23 protein-coding genes are annotated in these 17,777 nt (G+C 62.6%); 16 read left to right on the top strand and 7 right to left on the bottom strand.

Translation table 11 applies throughout. From position 1 onward, the window contains the following. On the top strand, positions 1 to 795 hold the full coding sequence (locus AC07UR_RS01195) for a class I SAM-dependent methyltransferase (RefSeq protein WP_209788034.1): 795 nt from the start codon (positions 1 to 3) through the stop codon (positions 793 to 795). Here AC07UR_RS01195 and AC07UR_RS01190 read toward each other — a convergent pair. The 3 genes from AC07UR_RS01190 to AC07UR_RS01180 form a co-directional block, all read right to left on the bottom strand. Next, the gene (locus tag AC07UR_RS01190) at positions 756 to 1,613 is read right to left on the bottom strand and encodes a sigma-70 family RNA polymerase sigma factor (protein WP_209788037.1); all 858 of its coding nucleotides are present in this window, start codon (positions 1,611 to 1,613) and stop codon (positions 756 to 758) included. The two genes, AC07UR_RS01195 and AC07UR_RS01190, sit on opposite strands and share 40 nt — an antisense overlap. Next, positions 1,610 to 2,500, bottom strand: coding sequence for an alpha/beta fold hydrolase (locus AC07UR_RS01185; protein ID WP_209788040.1), 891 nt, complete (start codon positions 2,498 to 2,500; stop codon positions 1,610 to 1,612). The genes AC07UR_RS01190 and AC07UR_RS01185 overlap by 4 nt, the downstream gene beginning before the upstream one ends. Before the next feature lie 115 nt (positions 2,501 to 2,615). Further along, positions 2,616 to 2,921 (bottom strand): putative quinol monooxygenase, encoded by a 306-nt coding sequence (locus AC07UR_RS01180; RefSeq protein WP_209788043.1) that lies wholly within the window; start codon positions 2,919 to 2,921, stop codon positions 2,616 to 2,618. Positions 2,922 to 3,143: 222 nt separating this feature from the next. On the opposite strand from AC07UR_RS01180, the gene AC07UR_RS01175 reads away from it, so the two are divergent. The 4 genes from AC07UR_RS01175 (at position 3,144) to AC07UR_RS01160 (ending at position 5,773) form a co-directional block, all read left to right on the top strand. Then, positions 3,144 to 3,473: an ArsR/SmtB family transcription factor gene (locus tag AC07UR_RS01175; RefSeq protein ID WP_209788046.1), complete on the top strand. Its 330-nt coding sequence runs from the start codon at positions 3,144 to 3,146 to the stop codon at positions 3,471 to 3,473. Further along, positions 3,470 to 3,934, top strand: a complete 465-nt coding sequence (locus tag AC07UR_RS01170) for an SRPBCC family protein (protein ID WP_209788049.1) — start codon at positions 3,470 to 3,472, stop codon at positions 3,932 to 3,934. The genes AC07UR_RS01175 and AC07UR_RS01170 overlap by 4 nt, the downstream gene beginning before the upstream one ends. 195 nt (positions 3,935 to 4,129) lie before the next feature. After that, on the top strand, positions 4,130 to 4,543 hold the full coding sequence (locus AC07UR_RS01165; RefSeq protein ID WP_209788052.1) for a GFA family protein: 414 nt from the start codon (positions 4,130 to 4,132) through the stop codon (positions 4,541 to 4,543). A 318-nt stretch (positions 4,544 to 4,861) separates the two neighbouring features. After that, positions 4,862 to 5,773 carry an alpha/beta fold hydrolase gene (locus AC07UR_RS01160; RefSeq protein WP_209788055.1) on the top strand — a complete coding sequence of 304 codons (912 nt, stop codon included), beginning with the start codon at positions 4,862 to 4,864 and terminating at the stop codon, positions 5,771 to 5,773. Between the two features lie 110 nt (positions 5,774 to 5,883). On the opposite strand, the gene AC07UR_RS01155 is transcribed toward AC07UR_RS01160, so the two are convergent. Continuing rightward, positions 5,884 to 6,510: a glutathione S-transferase family protein gene (locus tag AC07UR_RS01155; RefSeq protein ID WP_209788058.1), complete on the bottom strand. Its 627-nt coding sequence runs from the start codon at positions 6,508 to 6,510 to the stop codon at positions 5,884 to 5,886. 158 nt (positions 6,511 to 6,668) lie between these two features. Between AC07UR_RS01155 and AC07UR_RS01150 the strand changes: the two genes are divergently transcribed. Beyond that, positions 6,669 to 7,730: a M14 family zinc carboxypeptidase gene (locus AC07UR_RS01150; protein WP_209788061.1), complete on the top strand. Its 1,062-nt coding sequence runs from the start codon at positions 6,669 to 6,671 to the stop codon at positions 7,728 to 7,730. Between the two features lie 54 nt (positions 7,731 to 7,784). On the opposite strand, the gene AC07UR_RS01145 is transcribed toward AC07UR_RS01150, so the two are convergent. Further along, on the bottom strand, positions 7,785 to 8,258 hold the full coding sequence (locus AC07UR_RS01145; RefSeq protein ID WP_209788064.1) for an Lrp/AsnC family transcriptional regulator: 474 nt from the start codon (positions 8,256 to 8,258) through the stop codon (positions 7,785 to 7,787). A 230-nt stretch (positions 8,259 to 8,488) separates the two neighbouring features. Here AC07UR_RS01145 and tatA point away from each other — a divergent pair, with 230 nt between their 5' ends. From tatA to AC07UR_RS01120, 5 genes are all read left to right on the top strand, one after another. Further along, positions 8,489 to 9,658, top strand: a complete 1,170-nt coding sequence (gene tatA / locus AC07UR_RS01140) for a tyrosine aminotransferase (protein WP_209788067.1) — start codon at positions 8,489 to 8,491, stop codon at positions 9,656 to 9,658. Positions 9,659 to 9,688: 30 nt separating this feature from the next. Continuing rightward, positions 9,689 to 10,309: a YitT family protein gene (locus AC07UR_RS01135; protein WP_209788070.1), complete on the top strand. Its 621-nt coding sequence runs from the start codon at positions 9,689 to 9,691 to the stop codon at positions 10,307 to 10,309. 78 nt (positions 10,310 to 10,387) lie between these two features. Next, positions 10,388 to 10,747 (top strand): ArsC family reductase, encoded by a 360-nt coding sequence (locus AC07UR_RS01130; RefSeq protein ID WP_209788073.1) that lies wholly within the window; start codon positions 10,388 to 10,390, stop codon positions 10,745 to 10,747. A 16-nt stretch (positions 10,748 to 10,763) separates the two neighbouring features. Further along, the gene (ybaK, locus tag AC07UR_RS01125; protein WP_173418710.1) at positions 10,764 to 11,237 is read left to right on the top strand and encodes a Cys-tRNA(Pro) deacylase; all 474 of its coding nucleotides are present in this window, start codon (positions 10,764 to 10,766) and stop codon (positions 11,235 to 11,237) included. 68 nt (positions 11,238 to 11,305) lie between these two features. Continuing rightward, complete coding sequence (locus AC07UR_RS01120; RefSeq protein ID WP_209788075.1) at positions 11,306 to 11,890, top strand: dual specificity protein phosphatase family protein; 585 nt, start codon at positions 11,306 to 11,308, stop codon at positions 11,888 to 11,890. Positions 11,891 to 11,894: 4 nt separating this feature from the next. Here AC07UR_RS01120 and AC07UR_RS01115 read toward each other — a convergent pair whose 3' ends face one another. Then, positions 11,895 to 12,350 (bottom strand): MarR family winged helix-turn-helix transcriptional regulator, encoded by a 456-nt coding sequence (locus AC07UR_RS01115; protein WP_234941619.1) that lies wholly within the window; start codon positions 12,348 to 12,350, stop codon positions 11,895 to 11,897. 86 nt (positions 12,351 to 12,436) lie between these two features. Here AC07UR_RS01115 and AC07UR_RS01110 point away from each other — a divergent pair, with 86 nt between their 5' ends. The 4 genes from AC07UR_RS01110 to AC07UR_RS01095 all read left to right on the top strand — a co-directional run bounded on the left by AC07UR_RS01110 (position 12,437) and on the right by AC07UR_RS01095 (position 16,199). Further along, the gene (locus AC07UR_RS01110) at positions 12,437 to 13,108 is read left to right on the top strand and encodes a glutathione S-transferase family protein (RefSeq protein WP_173418708.1); all 672 of its coding nucleotides are present in this window, start codon (positions 12,437 to 12,439) and stop codon (positions 13,106 to 13,108) included. A 78-nt stretch (positions 13,109 to 13,186) separates the two neighbouring features. After that, positions 13,187 to 14,074 carry an MBL fold metallo-hydrolase gene (locus AC07UR_RS01105; RefSeq protein WP_209788079.1) on the top strand — a complete coding sequence of 296 codons (888 nt, stop codon included), beginning with the start codon at positions 13,187 to 13,189 and terminating at the stop codon, positions 14,072 to 14,074. Positions 14,075 to 14,154: 80 nt separating this feature from the next. Further along, positions 14,155 to 15,408, top strand: a complete 1,254-nt coding sequence (locus AC07UR_RS01100; protein ID WP_209788082.1) for an aminopeptidase — start codon at positions 14,155 to 14,157, stop codon at positions 15,406 to 15,408. Continuing rightward, positions 15,405 to 16,199, top strand: a complete 795-nt coding sequence (locus tag AC07UR_RS01095) for a pyrroline-5-carboxylate reductase family protein (protein ID WP_209788084.1) — start codon at positions 15,405 to 15,407, stop codon at positions 16,197 to 16,199. Before AC07UR_RS01100 ends, AC07UR_RS01095 begins: the two co-directional genes overlap by 4 nt. A 94-nt stretch (positions 16,200 to 16,293) precedes the next feature. On the opposite strand, the gene AC07UR_RS01090 is transcribed toward AC07UR_RS01095, so the two are convergent. After that, positions 16,294 to 17,172, bottom strand: coding sequence for an EamA family transporter (locus tag AC07UR_RS01090; RefSeq protein ID WP_234941620.1), 879 nt, complete (start codon positions 17,170 to 17,172; stop codon positions 16,294 to 16,296). Positions 17,173 to 17,277: 105 nt separating this feature from the next. Here AC07UR_RS01090 and AC07UR_RS01085 point away from each other — a divergent pair, with 105 nt between their 5' ends. Further along, positions 17,278 to 17,760: a MarR family winged helix-turn-helix transcriptional regulator gene (locus tag AC07UR_RS01085; protein ID WP_173418703.1), complete on the top strand. Its 483-nt coding sequence runs from the start codon at positions 17,278 to 17,280 to the stop codon at positions 17,758 to 17,760. Positions 17,761 to 17,777 lie beyond the last annotated feature (17 nt).

The following is a 17,777-nucleotide window of genomic DNA, read 5'->3' as shown; positions in this document are numbered from 1 at the left end:
ATGACGTCGGACAAACTCTATAACGATCCGGAGCTTGTCGAATTCTACGACATCGAGAACGGTTGGACCGCCGACAGCGAATACCTCAAGACTATGGCGGCTAGCCGCACCTCGATCCTCGATCTCGGGTGCGGCACCGGTCTTTTGGCAGCAGCAATCGCCCGAGAGGGCAGCAAACGGGTCGTCGGCGTCGACCCGGCCGCTGCGATGCTTGATATCGCAAGGCAGCGGCCCGGCGGCGACCGCGTGCGTTGGGTTGAAGGCGACGGGCGAACCGTCCGCCTTGGAGAGACCTTCGATCTGGTGCTGCTCAGCGGCCACGCTTTTCAAGTTTTTCTCACCCGAGACGATCAGCTTGCAGCTATGAAGACCATAGCCGCACATCTCTCCCCGCAAGGACATTTCATCTTCGACAGTCGAAACCCACGCGTCGAGGAATGGAAAGAATGGACGCCGGCCTTGTCCGAGCGCGTGATTGTCCACCCGGAATTGGGCGACGTGCTCGCCTGGAACGATGTCCGGCACGACCCCGACACCGGTGTGGTGGAATACGATACGTTTTACCGGATCGCCGCTGGCGGACGCACCTTCGCGGCGCAGTCGAAGATCGCCTTCCCATCACACGAAGACCTCGTCTCGATGATGAATGAGGCAGGCCTCGTCGTCGAGCAATGGCTCGGCGGATGGGATGGCAGACGCTTCGACGCGAGCGCTTCGGAAATCATACCGATCGGACGCCTGGCGCGTCCAGCCGTTCAGTCCAACCGCGCCCAATCGATGACGTCGAGGACATAGGGCGCAAACAGGAAATCCCTAATCCTGATGATCCGGTCGTCCGACCAGTCGACCAGGACAAAATGGGCAGGTCGCTCCATCGGGCCGGTGCTGTCGAAGACCAGCATGGCCGGCTGACCTTCGACAGCGCCAAAGGCGAACTGCCATTTCGTTACTTCTCCGTAACGCGTGAAATATTGGCCGATCCGATCGCGCCCTTCCAGTTGGAGGCGGTTGATCAGATCGAGCTTGACGTCATCGGCAAGCATGGCCCGGATCGCGTCGAAATCACCGTTCTGGAAGAGGCGAACATAGGCGGCAATCTTCCGCCGGTCCGGCTCGGACATCAGCGGCAGCCTGATATCTTCGGGTGCCTGGGCAAACTGACGCAAGGCAATGCGCCCACGCTGAAGCGCCGATTTGGCGGCCGCCGAAGAGCAACCGGCGATCCCGGCGATCTCGTCGACCGAATGGCCCAGGACATCCTTGAGGATAACGCTACAGCGCTGAAGTTCAGGCAGTCGCAGAAATGTCTGAAAGCTGACCGCGACCACATCCGTTTCGGACATGGGCGCCGCCTCCATGTCTTCGGTAAGAGAAACGACGGTATTGCGCGACCTGTCGCGCAAAAAATCGAGGCTCGTATTGTGAGCGATGCGAAACAGCCAGCCCTCGAGGTTTTCGACTTCGACGCCTTGTGTGCGTGCGTGCAGCGCCTTGACGAGCGTGTCCTGCAACACATCTTCGCCATGGACCGCCGACCCCGTCATGCGCGCGCAGTAGCGATGGAGACGTGGTCGAAGCGCGTTCAGACGGTCCTCGAATTGATCCGTGTTCATGCACCAAGACCTTCGGCATGGGACCGTTCCGTGTGCGGGCAGGTACCGATTTCGATCAATATCTTCGACAGCTGGTCCGGCTGCGACAGGAATGGCGAGTGGCTGCTTGCCAAGGTGTGGGTCGTTGTCTTGCCGCCGATGGAACCGTCGACAAGCGCGATCATATGATCCTGACCGGCCAACGGAACCGCGCAATCCCGCGTGGTCCTGACGTAGTGACGCGGCACGGTGCCAAATCTTTCGGACGTGATGCCCGATGAGGCCAGGGCGCCGGCATTCGATTCGTCGTAGTGCAGGTGCGACGCTGCATGCGCGAATTCAGCCTCTGACACATCGCCATAAAATGAAGCCTTGAGGAGCGAGCGATAGGCTTCGTCCGTCGATCCCGGATTGATCCTTGTCGCACCGATGGCGACGGGGTCACCGATAAACAGCCCAGGCGACAGAGCTGAAGACATGGTCTCGTGCTGGAGCATCGCCAGCAACGGCATGCCGTTCGGCACCAGGAACCCGGCAATGTATACGATCGCCGCAAGCAGATCCGGAACCCGCTCGGCGACGGCCGAAACCGTCATCCCGCCGGCCGAGTGTCCGACCAGAATGACCTTGCCGCCGCCGAGTGCGACGGCCTCTTCGACCAGTTTGACAACCGCTTCCGTCCTCTCCAGCTGGGTAATGCCGGCGCTGGGTGACGGCTCGGTGGAAAATGCAACGGGGTCGAACGGGGAAAGACCCAGCGAAGGTGGGGCTATGGCATTGACCCCTGCGCCAGGGAGATCAGGCGTCAAGGCAGAGAAGCCGTTGGCGTCCAGTATCGGCGTCACCTTGTCCCATGTCGAGCGGTCGTGCCAACCACCGTGGACAAGGATGAAAACTGCTGTAGTCATTGCCATTCCCTCAATCCATCGAACTGATCTTACGATTTCTGCTGCCCTGGCGAGCGGCGGGACTGCGCGTGCGCGATCGGTCGTCGCTGACACGGACCTTGCCATCTGCCACCACTCATCGGGTTTCGCCAAACACCGCCGAGCCGGTGACGGAGTCAAGGCTCGCCAGCTCAAGAATCTGAGGGAAATAAGCTTTCATTCTTGGGTCGCTGCGCATCGCGTCGATAGCTTCAGGCGTCTCCCATTCGGAATAGATGACGACGCCGGCGCCGTCATTTGCGGCGATTAACCGCGTTGTCTTCCAGCCTTCAAGCGTGCGGACGACCGTGTCGGTGTTCTGCTTCAAGAGCGCGATCAGCGCATCCTGCTTTCCAGGCTTTACCTTCAGCAGGTTGATCAAGATGGCGGGCGCGTCGGTCATGGCGTGTCTCCTTTCGTTTCGAACACATCAATGACGACCGAAAGGGTGAAAACGGATCGCGGCGTTAAAAAAATTCTCAGAAGGAGGATCGGTAGAGCCAGGCCCTTCCGTCCGGATGCAACGCCGCGATGGCCGACGGCACGCCCCCTCTCGGGCGAACTCCGCTTGCAGTCGGAAAACAATAGTATTGACTAATTGATAAGTGCGCGCTAATTCTTTTCCATGATTGAAGCCGCACCCATCACCACCATCATGCGCGCACTTGCCGACCCGACCCGGCGCGCCGTGTTCGAGCGCATCGCCAATGCCGACGAGATCACGGTGGTCGAGTTGACCCGCGGCAGCGGCGTGACGCAGGGCGCCATTTCGCAGCATCTGAAGTCGTTGAAGCAGGCGGGTCTCGTCGCCGAACGACCCGAGGGCCGCAACGTCTACTACCGCGCCCAACCTGAAGGCCTCGAACCGCTTGCCGACTGGATGAGCCATTACGGCGTCTTCTGGCGCGAACGGTTTGCAGATCTGCGCACTCTCTTGAAGGAGATCGATCCATGACCGAAACAGCCTTGCAGTCTCATACGCAGGACATCGTGGTCGACGAGGTCTTCCCACACGCCCGGGAGACGATCTGGAAGACGCTGACGAACGGCGCCTTGATGAGCCGCTGGATCATGGCCCCGACGGGCTTCGAACCGATCGAAGGCAATCGCTTCACCTTCCAGACGACGCCAGCCGGCGAATGGGACGGCGTCATCCACTGCGAGGTATTGGAGGTCCGTCCCAATGAGCGTTTCGTCTACGCCTGGAGAGGCGGCCACCAGGCCAACGACGGCTATGGGTCGCGTCTCGACACCGTCGTCACATGGACACTGTCGGAGGTCGATAATGGCACCCGTCTTCGCCTTGTCCATTCCGGTTTCGTCACGCCGAGAAACGACACGGCCTACAAGAACATGAGCCAGGGCTGGAAGAAAGTCCTGTCGCAGATCGGCACCGTCACCGCCGAGGAGAGCTGATCGCCGCGCGCGGACTGCCACCCAGTTTCAGACTGGACCAGCAAGGTGCCCGCTCGTCCGGCGCACTGACCGGCTGAGATGTGCCGTGCCCACGCCGAAACCGGCCCAAACCATCGAGACTAATGGAAGAGACGGCTGGCTTAGCCGTGGGCTGCTTCACGCCCTGCTTTAACGACCCAACCCAGGAGGAATGAGATGAGCAAGTCCTATATCGGCGGATGCGCCTGCGGCGCGATCCGCTATGAAATCTCCGGAGAACCGATCTTCTCCAACGATTGCCAGTGCCGCGACTGCCAGAGCGAGAGCGGCACCGGGCACGGATCGCACCTGAGCTTCAGGCGAGAGGGCGTAAAACTCGAGGGAAAGGCAACGCTCTGGGACATGGTCGCCGATAGCGGCAATGTGAAGACGCGGGCCTTCTGCCCCACCTGCGGTTCGCCCGTCTACATGACATTTGCGGCAATGCCCGACGTCTTCACCGTGCGCGCGGCGAGCCTCGACGATCCGCGCCGCTACAAGCCCGATGCCGTCACCTATGGGTCACGTGGCTATGCCTGGGATCACCTCGATCCAGCGCTGCCGAAGTTCGACAAGATGCCGCCGGCGTAACAGCCCGGGAAAGGACGAAGTCGTTGCACACAGGACGCTCTTTTACGACGATCGTTCCGCGCCCTGCAGGGTTCTGAGGGCGCCCATCACCTGAACGACAATCGACTTTGCTCTGATCCACACCCGCAGGGGCCAGCGTGAAACGGAGGTTCCGCGGCGCTGGCCGCTTCCAAGGCGGTTTGAGCCCGGGCGCGTTACGTTGTTCGGCTTGACCGAACAGCAAATCCGCTTTCCGGCGGCTAGTGCGAACGGCACGCGACTGTCATGGTCTCTCCATCGAAACGCCATTCGGCAGACGCCGGCAAACAGGAGAGCCCCATGCTTCGTTCCTTCGTCACCGCTGCCACGATCGCCTTTGCCATCCCGGCGCTGGCGGACACCAAGCCCTATCCGGCGACATTTGCAACGCAGGACATTGCCACCAACGGCACGACCCTTCACGTGCGCATCGGAGGTTCCGGCAAAGCGGTCGTGCTCTTGCACGGCTACGGCGAGACCGGCGACATGTGGGTCCCGCTTGCGGCCGACCTTGCCCGCGATCATCGCGTCATCGTTCCCGATCTCAGGGGCATGGGGCTCTCGCAAAAGCCTGCGACCGGCTACGACAAGAAGACAGAAGCGCAGGATATCGCCGGCGTGCTCGACGCGTTGAAAGTCGACAAGGTCGATGTCGTGGCGCACGACATCGGCAACATGGTCGGCTACGCGTTTGCCGCGCAGTATCCGGATCGCACGACGAAGCTGGTGCTGATGGATGCTCCGCTTCCAGGCGTCGGCCCCTGGGACGAGATCCTGAAAAGCCCGCTGCTCTGGCACTTCCGTTTCGGTGGGCCGGACATGGAACGCCTCGTTGCCGGCCGCGAGCGCATCTACCTCGATCGCTTCTGGAACGAATTCTCCGCCGATCCGAAGAAGTGGAGCGAGGCATCGCGCCAGCACTATGCCAAGCTTTATGCGCAGCCGGGCGCGATGCGCGCCGGCTTTGCCCAGTTCGCCGCCTTCGATCAGGACGTCATCGACAACCAGGGCTTCCTGAAAAAGGGCAAGCTCGGCATGCCAGTGCTGGCCGTTGGCGGAGAGAAATCCTTCGGCCCGACCATGGCCGTCGTCGCGCGCGCGGCCGCCGACAACGTGACCGAAGTGGTCATCCCGGCGTCCGGGCATTGGCTGATGGAGGAACAGCCGGAAGCGACGGTGAAAGCGATCCGTAGCTTTCTCGATGCAGAATGATCTGCACTTTATGTGAACCTGACATCGGCACGGGTCGGCGCAAGCGTTTTGTGCCGGCCCTGCCCACGCTTTCCGTCCGGGGCTCGTTGGCTCTTACGCTCGGGTTGGCCCTACGTTGGCGCGATGAAAGGCTGGCTGATCGTCTCGAATACCGGGAGCGCTTCCAGCTTTTCGCTATGCGCCCGCAAGGCCGGATAGTTGGAAATCGCGATCAGTTCGGGATGGACTTCGCACAGAAACCGCAGCGCCACCGCCACGGCGATATCCGCATGACCGATGCGCTCCCCGAACCAAAATTCCTGAACTCCTTCCGCCCGGGTGGCCTCCAAGACGGCAAGCGTTGCTTCGATCTGGGCTCGGCAGCGGTCGATCCAGAGAGTGGAAACGTTCTCGTGCAGCCGCTTCTCATAGAACAGGCTGACGACCTTGTCGCCGAGCCCGCATGCCAGCGCCGCGATCCTCAGCGCCCGATGCCTGTCCGGTTCGGACCTTGGAAACATCACGCGATCCTCGGGAACCAGACTGTCGAGGTAGTCGAGGATGATGTGGCTGTCGATGAGCGCAGTGCCATCGTCCAGCACCAGGGTCGGCACGCGCGTCAGCGGATTGTGGGGGCGAAGCCTGTCCGCATCGGCGAACGAGGACCATGGACGGTGTTCGAAGTGCATGCTGTAAAGGGTGAGCGCGATACCGACGCGACGGACAAAGGGAGAATCATACTGGCCGATCAGGATCATCTGCGATTTGCCCTCCGGTGCGAACAACACCAGAAAACAACGGTTTCGGGTCAAAAGTCAAAGCCTTGCTCCGCCCCCGCCACTCCCCGTTTCTAGCCACTTGCAGAGCCTATCGGGAATGCCGATAAGCCTTCGAGAAGAGACACTCGGGGGAGACCATGGACATCCAGGAAATCATCATCGCCGGCGACACCGCGGGCATCGAATGGCGGCTGCCGGTCTTCCGCTTCGAGGGCAAAAACCCCGATGCGCCCAAGACCTACATTCAAGCGGCCCTGCACGCCAACGAATTGCCGGGCACCGCACTCGCTCATTTCCTCCTGCAGAGGCTCACTGAGGCAGAGAAGACCGGCGCCATTCTCGGCGACATCACCGTCGTGCCGCAGGCAAACCCGATCGGCACGGCGCAATCGCACTTCGGCGAGCTGCAGGGTCGGTTCGATCTCGGCTCGCGCACCAATTTCAACCGCGACTTTCCGCTGATCGCGCTCGGCGAGCGCGACAGCCTCCTCATGGAACTTGATCGTTACTCGGCAACGGACCGCCTGAAGCGGCAGTTGCTGCATATGGCGCTCGGCGCCGACCTGATGCTCGACCTGCATTGCGACGACGAAGCGCTGCAATATGCCTATATCGACGACGCCTTCTGGCCGGAAGCCTCCGACCTTGCAGCAGCGCTCGACATGGAAGCGGTGTTTCTCTCCGACGGGGAAAGCACGGCCTTCGAAGAGGCCGTCGCCTATGCCTGGAAATACGAGACGGAGGGACAGAAAAAGGCGAGCCTGCCGGGACGGCTTTCGGTTACGGTCGAGCTTCGCGGCACACGCGACGTCTATCCCGATACGGCGCGCAAGGATGCCGAAGGGGTGCTGCGCTTCCTCGTAGCGCGCGGCGTGATCGCCGGCGAGAGGGCTGCGCTTCCCGCCTACGGTGGTATCGTCGCACCGCTCGACAACATCGAGATGATCCGCGCGCCCCAATCCGGCGCCATCCTGTTCCATCGCGATATCGGCGACAAGGTAAAGGCCGGCGATCTGCTGGTGACGATCCTCAACCGTCCCGGTCAGCCGGACGGCGCCATCGAAGTGCGTGCGCCGCAAGACGGGTTGATCGTTACCCGGGTATCGACCAGGCACGCCCGCCGCCGCGCTGACCTGATGAAGATCGCCTGCGAGACGGCTTCCAGCGCCGCACGCAAACCGGGACCGCTCGAAGCTTAATGCCAAGACGGCACTCTGGTCCTTGTCGGGAACGCCCGCCGGGCGTTTCCCTGATCACAGCGCCAGCGTCGCCGCCATCTTCGGACTGTCGAGCAGGATCGTCGAACGCAGCGTCTTGATCTCGGCGACCTGTTCGAACTCGCTCCACAGCAGCCGCTTGTAATCGGCGACATCGCGCACCGCGATCTTCAACAGGAAATCGAAATCGCCGGCGACGGTGTGGCATTCCACCACCTCGGGCATGCGCGACACCAGCTCGATGAAACGCTGCCCGACCTTGCTCGCCGTGCGCTCCAGCGTCACCTCGAGAAAAGCCTGGAAGCCGACGCCTGCGGCCTTGGGGTCGACGACGACAGTTTGCCGGATAATGCCTGCCGAATAGAGCCGCGCCAGACGGCGTGAAAGCGGCGCCGGCGACAGCCCGACCCGCGCGGCAAGCTCGTTGTTGCTTCGCGATGCATCCTCGACAAGCAGCCGGATGATCCGTCTGTCGATCGCATCGAGTTCGGTGGCTCCGCGCTCCGCCATCAGACAACCCTCTCCTGCATTTTCCGCGATCCGCGCAAATCGGCAAAAGAAATGCATCGATCTACGCAATTCGATCTATGCGAATATTGTCCCTGCGGCAAATACGTCGTCGATTTTGCGCGGTGGTTGCCTTAATGAAGAGGCCAGTCGGGCGGCCGGAGGGCGGCCACCGGCACGACCTTTCTCGACCGCTCATCGCTACTCTGTCACTGCCAAGGGGGAATTCCGGCATGTTCGACGCTCTGACCCGCCAACCCGACGATCCGTTGCTGGCCCTGATCGGGCTTTATCGCAAGGACGAGCGCCCCGGAAAGGTCGATCTCGGCGTCGGCGTCTACCGCGACGAGACAGGCCACACGCCGATCTTCCGCGCGGTCAAGGAAGCGGAGAAGCGCCTGCACGAAACACAGGACAGCAAGGCCTATGTCGGCCCCGAGGGCGATCTCGTTTTCGTCGATCGTCTCTGGACGCTAGTTGGCGGCGACACGATCAATCGCAGCCATCTTGCCGGCGTGCAGACGCCCGGCGGCTCCGGCGCACTCAGACTTGCCGCCGACCTGATCCGCCAGATGGGCGGCAAGCGTATCTGGATCGGCCTGCCGAGCTGGATGAACCATGCCAGCATCTTCAAGGCTGCGGGCCTTGAGACAGCCGGCTATCCATTCTTCGATGTGCCCTCCCAGACCGTTCTCTTCGACACCATGATGAGCGCGCTGCAGGGTGCTTCGGCCGGCGACGCGGTACTGCTGCATGCCGGCTGCCACAACCCGACCGGCGGCGTCATCAGCGAGGCGCAATGGCTGGAGATCGCGGCCGTCGTCGCCGAGCGCGGCCTGCTGCCGCTGGTCGACCTTGCCTATCAGGGTTTTGGCCGCGGCCTCGAGGAAGATGTCGTCGGTCTTCGCCATCTCATCGGTATCGTTCCGGAAACGCTGATTGCCGTCTCCTGCTCGAAGTCGTTCGGCCTCTACCGCGAACGCACCGGCGCAATCTTTGCCGTCACAACCTCATCCTCGTCGGCCGACACGGTCCGCTCCAACCTCGCCGGTCTCGCCCGCACCAGCTATTCGATGCCGCCGGACCATGGTGCTGCGATCGTGCGCACCATCCTGTCGGACGCGGACCTGGCGCGCGACTGGAAAGAAGAGCTCGAAACCATGCGCCTGCGCATATCCGGCATCCGCCAGTCGCTGGCGGAGGGCCTGCGCGACCGCTGGCAGGCGCTTGGCGCCATCGCGGCCCAAGAGGGCATGTTCTCGCTGTTGCCGCTGGCTGAGGCGGATGTCATGCGGCTCCGCAACGAACACGGCATCTACATGCCGGGCTCCGGCCGCATCAACATTGCCGGACTGAAGACGGCCGAAGTCGGTGACGTCATCGACAAGCTCAAGAACCTCTAAGGACCGACAGCCAGGATGAAGACCGAGCGCATGATCGATACAACCGAAGTTCCCACGGAACGCCACCGCCTCTATGAGGACGCGCTGGCGATCCTGACGGGCACGCTGATCATGTCGCTCGGCGTCATCATCTACAGCAAGGCGATGCTCTTGACCGGCAGCACCTCCGGCCTCGCGCTTTTGTTGCAGTATGCAACGGGCGCACAGTTCTGGCTGGTGTTCTCGCTGATCAACCTGCCGTTCTACGTGCTGGCGATCAAAAGGCTCGGCTGGATGTTTGCGCTGCGCACTTTCCTTGCCGTCACCCTGGTGGCGCTGTTTTCGAAGTTGACGGCGGGATGGGTGGAGTTCGCCAGGCTCGACCCGATCTACGCAACCATCGTCGGTGGCGGGCTGATGGGAACCGGGCTGCTAATCCTCTTTCGCCATCGCACCGGGCTCGGCGGCATCAACATTCTGGCGATCTATCTGCAGGAGAAGTTCGGCATCCGCGCCGGCTACTTCCAGCTGGCCGTGGACCTTGCGATCCTGGCTGCGGCCTTCTTCGTACTGCCGCCAGCGAACCTCGTTCTGTCCGTGGTGGGTGCTGCCGTCGTCAACATGACACTTGCCATCAACCACAAGCCGGGTCGCTATGCCGGCGTGACCTGAGACAACGTCTTCCCTCTGTGAACGAGGGAGGCTATCACTCCCGGCACGAATTGCCCGCAAGGCAGGAAAGGCATGGGAATGACGGTCACGATCTACGGCATCAAGAACTGCGACACGATGAAGAAGGCACGCACCTGGCTCGACGGGCAGGGCATCGCCTATCGCTTCCACGACTACAAGGCCGAGGGCATCGACCGCGACCATCTCGATCGCTGGTGCGAGCAGGCTGGCTGGGAAATCGTGCTCAACCGCGCCGGCACCACCTTCCGCAACCTGCCGGACGCCGACAAGCAGAACCTCGATGCCGACAAGGCCATCGCACTGATGCTGGCCCAGCCGTCGATGATCAAGCGCCCGGTGCTTGAGGCCAACGGCAACCTGATGATCGGCTTCAAGCCCGACCTCTACGAAGCCCTGTTCGACAAGGCGAACGCCTGACGCCCGGAGCCGCACGATGTCCAAGACCACCCGCGCGACGCAGATGCTGGCCAAGGCCGGTGTTGCCTTCAGCGTCCACACCTACGACTACGACCCGAATGCCGAGCGCGTCGGCCTGCAGGCGGCGGAAGCATTGGGCGAGGATCCGAGCCGTGTGCTGAAGACGCTGATGGCCGAGGTCGACGGCAAGCCGGTCTGCTGCGTCGTGCCGTCCGATCGTGAGGTCAGCATGAAGAGGCTGGCCGCAGCCTTCGGGGGCAAATCGGCGGCGATGATGAAGCCGGCCGATGCCGAACGGCTGACCGGATATCATGTCGGCGGCATCAGCCCGTTCGGGCAGAAAAAGCTGGTGCCGACAGCAATCGAAGAGGCCGCCCTTTCCGAGACGCAGGTCTATATCAATGGCGGCCAGCGCGGGCTGCAGGTGCGGCTTGCGCCTGCCGACGCGCGGGATGTCCTGAAGGCAGCGGCAGTGCCGCTGATTGCCTGAAACACGCCATCAAAACATCACGGATGCCGGCTACACCTCAATTCCTCGAGGTTTTTGAAAGCCCGTCCATGCGATCAGGATTGATCTGGCGCCCGAAGCGCTTTGCCCGTCGCCTCATCCTTGCGGTCGCGGTCGCCGCCGCAGTCAGCGTGCTTTATCTCATGGCACTGCAATGGACGGGCAACTTCCACACGCTGGTTGCGGGCGAGGTCTACCGGTCGGCCCAGCCGAGTTCGCGTTCGATTGCCGCCTATTCCAAGGCCTACGGCATCCGCACCATTCTCAACCTGCGCGGCGAGAGCGATGCCCGCTGGTACCGCGACGAAGCGGCAGCCGCCCAGCGCAACGGCATCCGTCTCATCAATTTCCCGATGTCCTCGTCATCGGCCATCAGCCTGAAGCAAACAGAAGCGCTGATGGCGATCCTGCGCGATGCGCCGAAGCCGCTCCTGATCCATTGCAAGGCCGGCGCCGACCGGACCGGCCTGGTGTCGACGATCTACCTGCAACAGATTGCCGGCGTCGATGAAGAGACGGCCGAATGGCAGCTGTCGCCGATCTACGGCCATGTGGCCCTGCCCTACTTTTCCCCGACCTTCGCCATGGACGAGACCTGGGAAGCGCTGGAGAAATCCTTCGGGCTCGACAGCTAGCGTTTCAGCGCAATTTACCGAGCAGCCGCGCCAGTTCTTGCGCTTCATCTGCGCTCAGTTTCGCGCCCAGGTGGGTCTCGATCGAGCCGGAATAGACCTGCCACATGCGCTTGCGCATGGCGCGCCCCTCGTCTGTGACGACCACCCAGAGCCCGCGGCCGTCAGCATCAAATGTCTCGCGACGGACAAGCCCTCCCCGCTCAAGCCGATCGATCAGGCGCGAGAGGTTATATTGGGCAAGCAGGGTGCGGGACTCGATTTCGAAGGGGCGCAGCTTGCCGCCGTCCGCCTGCACCAGTTCCCAGAGCACGTCGTACCAGCCAAGCGGCGGCAGGCCAGCCTTCTTGAAGTCGGCTTCGATCGCCTGGAGCACGCGCCGCTGCGCGCGCATGAGGCCGATCCAGGCCTGGGTGACAGCCTGTGTCGGATGCGGCTCTATATTCTCGGAAAAATCGTTCATAGATGCAATTACATCGATCTTGAAATCGTTGGCAAGCCTACATACATGCAATTGCATCTACATAGATCCAACCCTGGAGATCGCCTGTGACAAGCACCCTCACCTTGGTCAGCCATCATCTCTGCCCCTATGTCCAGCGGGCTGCAATCGCGCTTGCGGAAAAGAACGTCGCCTTCGATCGCGTCAATATCGATCTCGCGGCCAAGCCCGACTGGTTCCTGAACATCTCGCCGCTCGGCAAGGTGCCGCTGCTGCAGATCCCGCAGACGTCGGGCGAAGCCGTGCTGTTTGAAAGCTCGGTGATCTGCGAATATCTCGAGGAAACGCAGACCGGTGTCCCGCTGCATCCGACTGACGCGCTCGAACGGGCGCGCCACCGCGGCTGGATGGAATATGGCTCGTCGATCCTCTCGGACCTCTGGGGCTTCGAGACCACCGGGGATGCCGACATCTTCGAGCAGAAGCGACAGGCGGTCGCGGCAAAATTCGCGACAGTCGAAGCCGTGCTCGGCGACGGCCCCTATTTCGCCGGCCATGGCTTCTCGCTGGTCGATGCGGTCTTTGCACCGATCTTCCGTTACTTCGACCTTTTCGACACTCTGGTCGAGCACAGGATTTTCGACGGGCTTACCCGTGTTTCCGCCTGGCGGCGGACCCTGGCGGAACGCCCGAGCGTCAAGGCTGCCGTGGCATCTGACTACGGCGAGCGGCTGATGACGTTCCTGAAACAGCACGACGCCTATCTGCTGCGCGCGTAACAGAGCGCGTGCTCGCACTTCTTTTTCGCTACGCGCCGTCCTATGACGGATGCAAACCTGGCGAAGGAGAAGCCGGCCATGCCTGATATGACGTCAACCCTGACGATACTGCAGCCCTATCCCGGTATCTTCGCCTATTACGACGGCCGGATTGCCGGGACCCGGCTGCACTCGGAGGGACCGAACTGGTTGGACGACGGCGCCTATGCGCTCGGCGTCGCGTCCTATGCCATCGTCGATGGCGGCGAAGCGCTCGTCTACGACACCCACATCTCGCTGCCACACGCCGAAGCGATCCGGACCCATCTCGAAAGCCTCGGCGTCACCTCGATCCGGGTCGTTCTCAGCCATTGGCACAAGGACCACGTGGCCGGAAACGCCGTCTTTGTCGATTGCGAGATCATCGCACTGGCGTTGACGGCAGAACGGCTTGCCGAGAACCGCGAAAAAATCGAAACGGCGACGCCGCCGATCCACCCCCTCGTCATGCCCACGCGCCTGTTCGAAGGAAGGCTCGACCTGAAAGTCGGGCAGCGGATGGTGGAACTGCACCACTTCGCCATTCACAGCGCCGACGGCAATGTGCTCTGGCTGCCTGAGGAAAAGCTGCTGCTGGCCGGCGACACGGTCGAAGACTGCGCCACCTTCATCGCCGAAGCCGAGCATGTCGCCACCCATATCGCCGAGTTGAAGCGCCTGCGTCGCTTGCCGATCGCCCACATCCTGCCGAGCCATGGCGACCGCGACCGCATCTCCGCCGGCGGTTACGACGGCACGCTGATCGATGCGAACCGAAGCTACCTTGAACGCTTGGAGAAGGCGGCAGCGGAGGGAGCGCAGATCGGCTCGCTCAAGGACTTTGTCGCCGACGAGATCGCTGCCGGTTCGATCCTCTATTTCGCGCCCTATGAAGACGTCCACGACAGCAATGTCGCCAGAATGCGAGCCGCAGCCGAGGCCAACTGAGGTTTGCAACCGTCAGCCTTCATTTTCGCCGCAAACAGCACTAAGTCTTGTGCGTCCGATTTCATAACGACAGGCAGATCATGACCTATCCCGCCAACACCCCCACCCCGATCGATCCGGTCAAACTCGACAAGCTCGCGGAAGTCGCCATCAAGGTCGGCCTGCAGTTGCAGAAGGGCCAGGACCTGGTGATGACGGCGCCGATCGCCGCCATGCCGCTGGTGCGCGACATCACCAAGCACGCCTACAAGGCCGGCGCCGGGCTGGTGACGACCTTCTACTCCGACGAGGAGACGACGCTGGCGCGTTACGAATATGCGCCCGACGAAAGCTTCGACCGGGCGAGCGACTGGCTCTATGAAGGCATGGCCAAGGCCTTTGCCGGCGGTGCGGCGCGCCTCGCCATTTCCGGCGACAACCCGATGATGCTGTCCGCCCAGGACCCGAGCAAAGTCGCCCGCGCCAACAAGGCCAATTCCATTGCCTACAAACCGGCGCTGGAAAAGATCTCGAACTTCGACATCAACTGGAACATCGTCTCCTACCCGAACCCCTCCTGGGCCCGGCTGGTGTTCCCGAACGACCCCGAGCCGATCGCGGTGGAGAAGCTCGCAAACGCCATATTCGCCGCCTCGCGCGTCGATCTCGATGATCCGGTCGCCGCCTGGAACGCGCACAACGCCAACCTGGCGCGCCGCTCGGCCTGGCTGAACGGCGAACGCTTCGCCTCGCTGCATTTCACCGGGCCCGGCACCGATCTGGTCGTCGGCCTGGCCGATGGCCATCTCTGGTGCGGCGGCGCCTCGGAAGCGAAAAACGGCGTCATCTGCAATCCGAACATCCCGACGGAAGAGGTGTTCACCACGCCGCATGCGCTGCGCGTCGAAGGCCATGTCTCCTCGACCAAACCGCTGTCGCACCAGGGCACGCTGATCGACAACATCCAGGTCCGCTTCGAGGGCGGACGCATCGTTGAGGCCAAGGCCTCGCGCGGCGAGGAAGTGCTGAACAAGGTGCTCGATACCGACGAAGGCGCGCGCCGGCTCGGCGAAGTGGCGCTGGTGCCTCATTCCTCGCCAATCTCGGCAAGCGGCATCCTGTTCTACAACACGCTGTTCGACGAAAATGCCTCGTGCCACATCGCGCTCGGGCAGTGCTACTCAGGCTGCTTCGTCGACGATACCAGCCTGACCCCAGAGCAGATCCGCGCCCAGGGCGGCAATTCGAGCCTGATCCATATCGACTGGATGATCGGCTCGGGCCAGGTGGATATTGACGGCGTGCGCGCCGACGGCAGCCGCGTCCCCGTCATGCGCCAGGGCGAGTGGGCTTGACGCGACTAGGCGTCATCGGTGGCGGCGGCTGGCTGGGCAAGGCCCTGTTGCTGGCCGCCCTTGCCGATGGGGTGATTGCCGGGGAGGCGCTGATAGTCTCCTCGCGCAGCGGCTCTGTGGCAGGATTCGAGCCCTGGCCGGGTGTCCGCCAGACGAACAGCAATCCTGAGCTTGCCGCCAACGCAGATGTGGTAGTGCTGTCCGTGCGCCCGCAGGATCTTGACGCCATCGCGCTCGACCTCTCCGGCAAGCTGGTCATCTCGGTGATGGCGATGGTTTCGCTTGACGACCTTGCCACCCGCTTCAAGGCTCGCCGCATCATCCGGGCAATGCCGAACGCTGCCGCCGAAAAGCGGCTCTCCTTTACGCCTTGGCTTGCCAGCCCCGATGCGACGGATGCGGATTGCGCATTTGCCGATCGGTTCTTCAATGCATCCGGTCAAGCGCAGAGGATCACGACGGAAGCGGAGCTCGACTACTTTACCGCGCTGACCGGCTCCGGCCCGGCCTTTCTCGCCGCCTTTGCCGATGCCATGATCTCCGACGCCGTGACGAAAGGCATAGAGCATGGCATTGCCGAGCGCGCCGTGCGCCAGCTTTTCCTTGGCGGCAGCGCGCTGATGGCTGGCAGCGAGCAGACGCCCACCGAAATCGTACAAACGTTCCTCGACTACGCCGGTACGACTGCCGCCGGGCTTGAGGCCATGGCCGCGGCGGATATCCGCACGCCGATCGCACGCGGTCTGGCGGCCGCCGCGGCGAAGGCGGCGGCCGGCACGCGAAGGCAATAGGTCAGCCACAGTTTGCTGAAGCGCCCACTCTGCGCGGCGGAAGCACGTTTCTCAAACTTTTCGAGCGAGCCTGTCCTGTGGCAGGCTCGGCCTTTCATGCACGGGCAGGCCGAACCCGGGGCGCCAGTTGCGCTCGCTGGCTCAGCCAGACGCTGATGAGCACGACCAGAATGCCAAGCGCCTGGACCGGTGTCAGCCGCTCATCGAGAACGCCCCAGCCGAGCAGGATGGCGACAACAGGGCTAAGGAAGCCGAGCGGCGCGACGGCCGTGGGCTCGAGGCGCGACAGCCCCCGGAACCAGAGAAGGTAAGTGAAGGCTGCGCCAACAAGGCCGAGATAGGCAAGGCCGGCCACGTTTGCGGCTGTCAGGCTCGGCAAGGTCGGTTCGAAGAACAGGGCGACCGGGACCAGCAACAGTCCTCCGGCGGCGAGTTGCCAGGCGGTGAAGGTCAACGGCGGCACCGGTGGCGCCCAGTGGCGGCTGAACACCGTGCCGAAGGCCATGGACACGGCGCCGGCAAGACCGGCCAGCACGCCAAGCGGATCGAGCGTGGCTCCGGGCGTCAGCACCAGCAGGCCGACGCCGACAATGCCGGCAAGGCCGGCGACGATGCTGAGCGCACGGATCGGCGAGCCCAGAAAGACGCGCGACAGGAGAATGACGATCAGCGGCTGGATCGCGCCGACGGTCGCGGCCACTCCACCCGGCAACCGATAGGCGGACACGAACAGCATCGCCCAGAAGAACGAGAAATTGAGCGCTCCGAGCAGGAATGTGCGCGGCCACCAGATGCCTGAGGGCAGCCGGCGAACGATGAGGAGGAGCAACAGCCCCGCCGGCAAGGCACGCAACATGGCGACCGTCAAAGGATAGCCCGGTGGCAGCAATTCGGTCGTCACCAGATAGGTGCTGCCCCAGATGGCGGGTGCCAGCGCAGTCAAAGCGAGGTCGAGGTTGCGGGTCGCGATCATATCTTTACCTCAAGAATCTCTACATCAAGATAAATTGACGATAGCAGAGTTTCTCTCTACGTCAAGATACTCTATAGCTGGCACTGAAGTAGCGGAGGGTTTGTTATGGATCGTGTCGACAGGATATTGGCGCAATGGCACCGGGAACGGCCTGATCTCGACGTCTCTGCCATGGGGCTCCTCGGCCGCCTCGGACGATTGTCGACCCATATCGGCCGGGAGATCGAGAAGACCTTTTCCGAACGCGGTCTCTCCTCGTCGAGCTTCGACGTGCTGGCGACGCTGCGCCGCTCCGGCCCACCCTTCAGGCTTTCCCCCGGCGACCTCCTGGCGACCACCATGGTCAGCTCCGGCACGATGACCAATCGTATCGACCAGCTGGAGAAAGCAGGCCTGGTAGAGCGGCTCGACAATCCCGATGACCGGCGCGGCGTGATCATCGCCTTGACCGAGGAAGGGCTGAAACGCGTCGACGAGGCCGCGACCGCCCATGTGTCCAACCAGCACCGGGTCGTTGCCGAGCTGTCGCCCGAGGAGCGGGCGAACCTGGACGCGCTGCTGCGCAAGTATCTCGCGGCTTTCGAATAACGGGGCGAATAGACCGG

This window comes from Ensifer sp. GW821-FHT05G01 (assembly GCF_059419585.1).
This window is presented reverse-complemented; position numbering and strand designations above follow the sequence as displayed.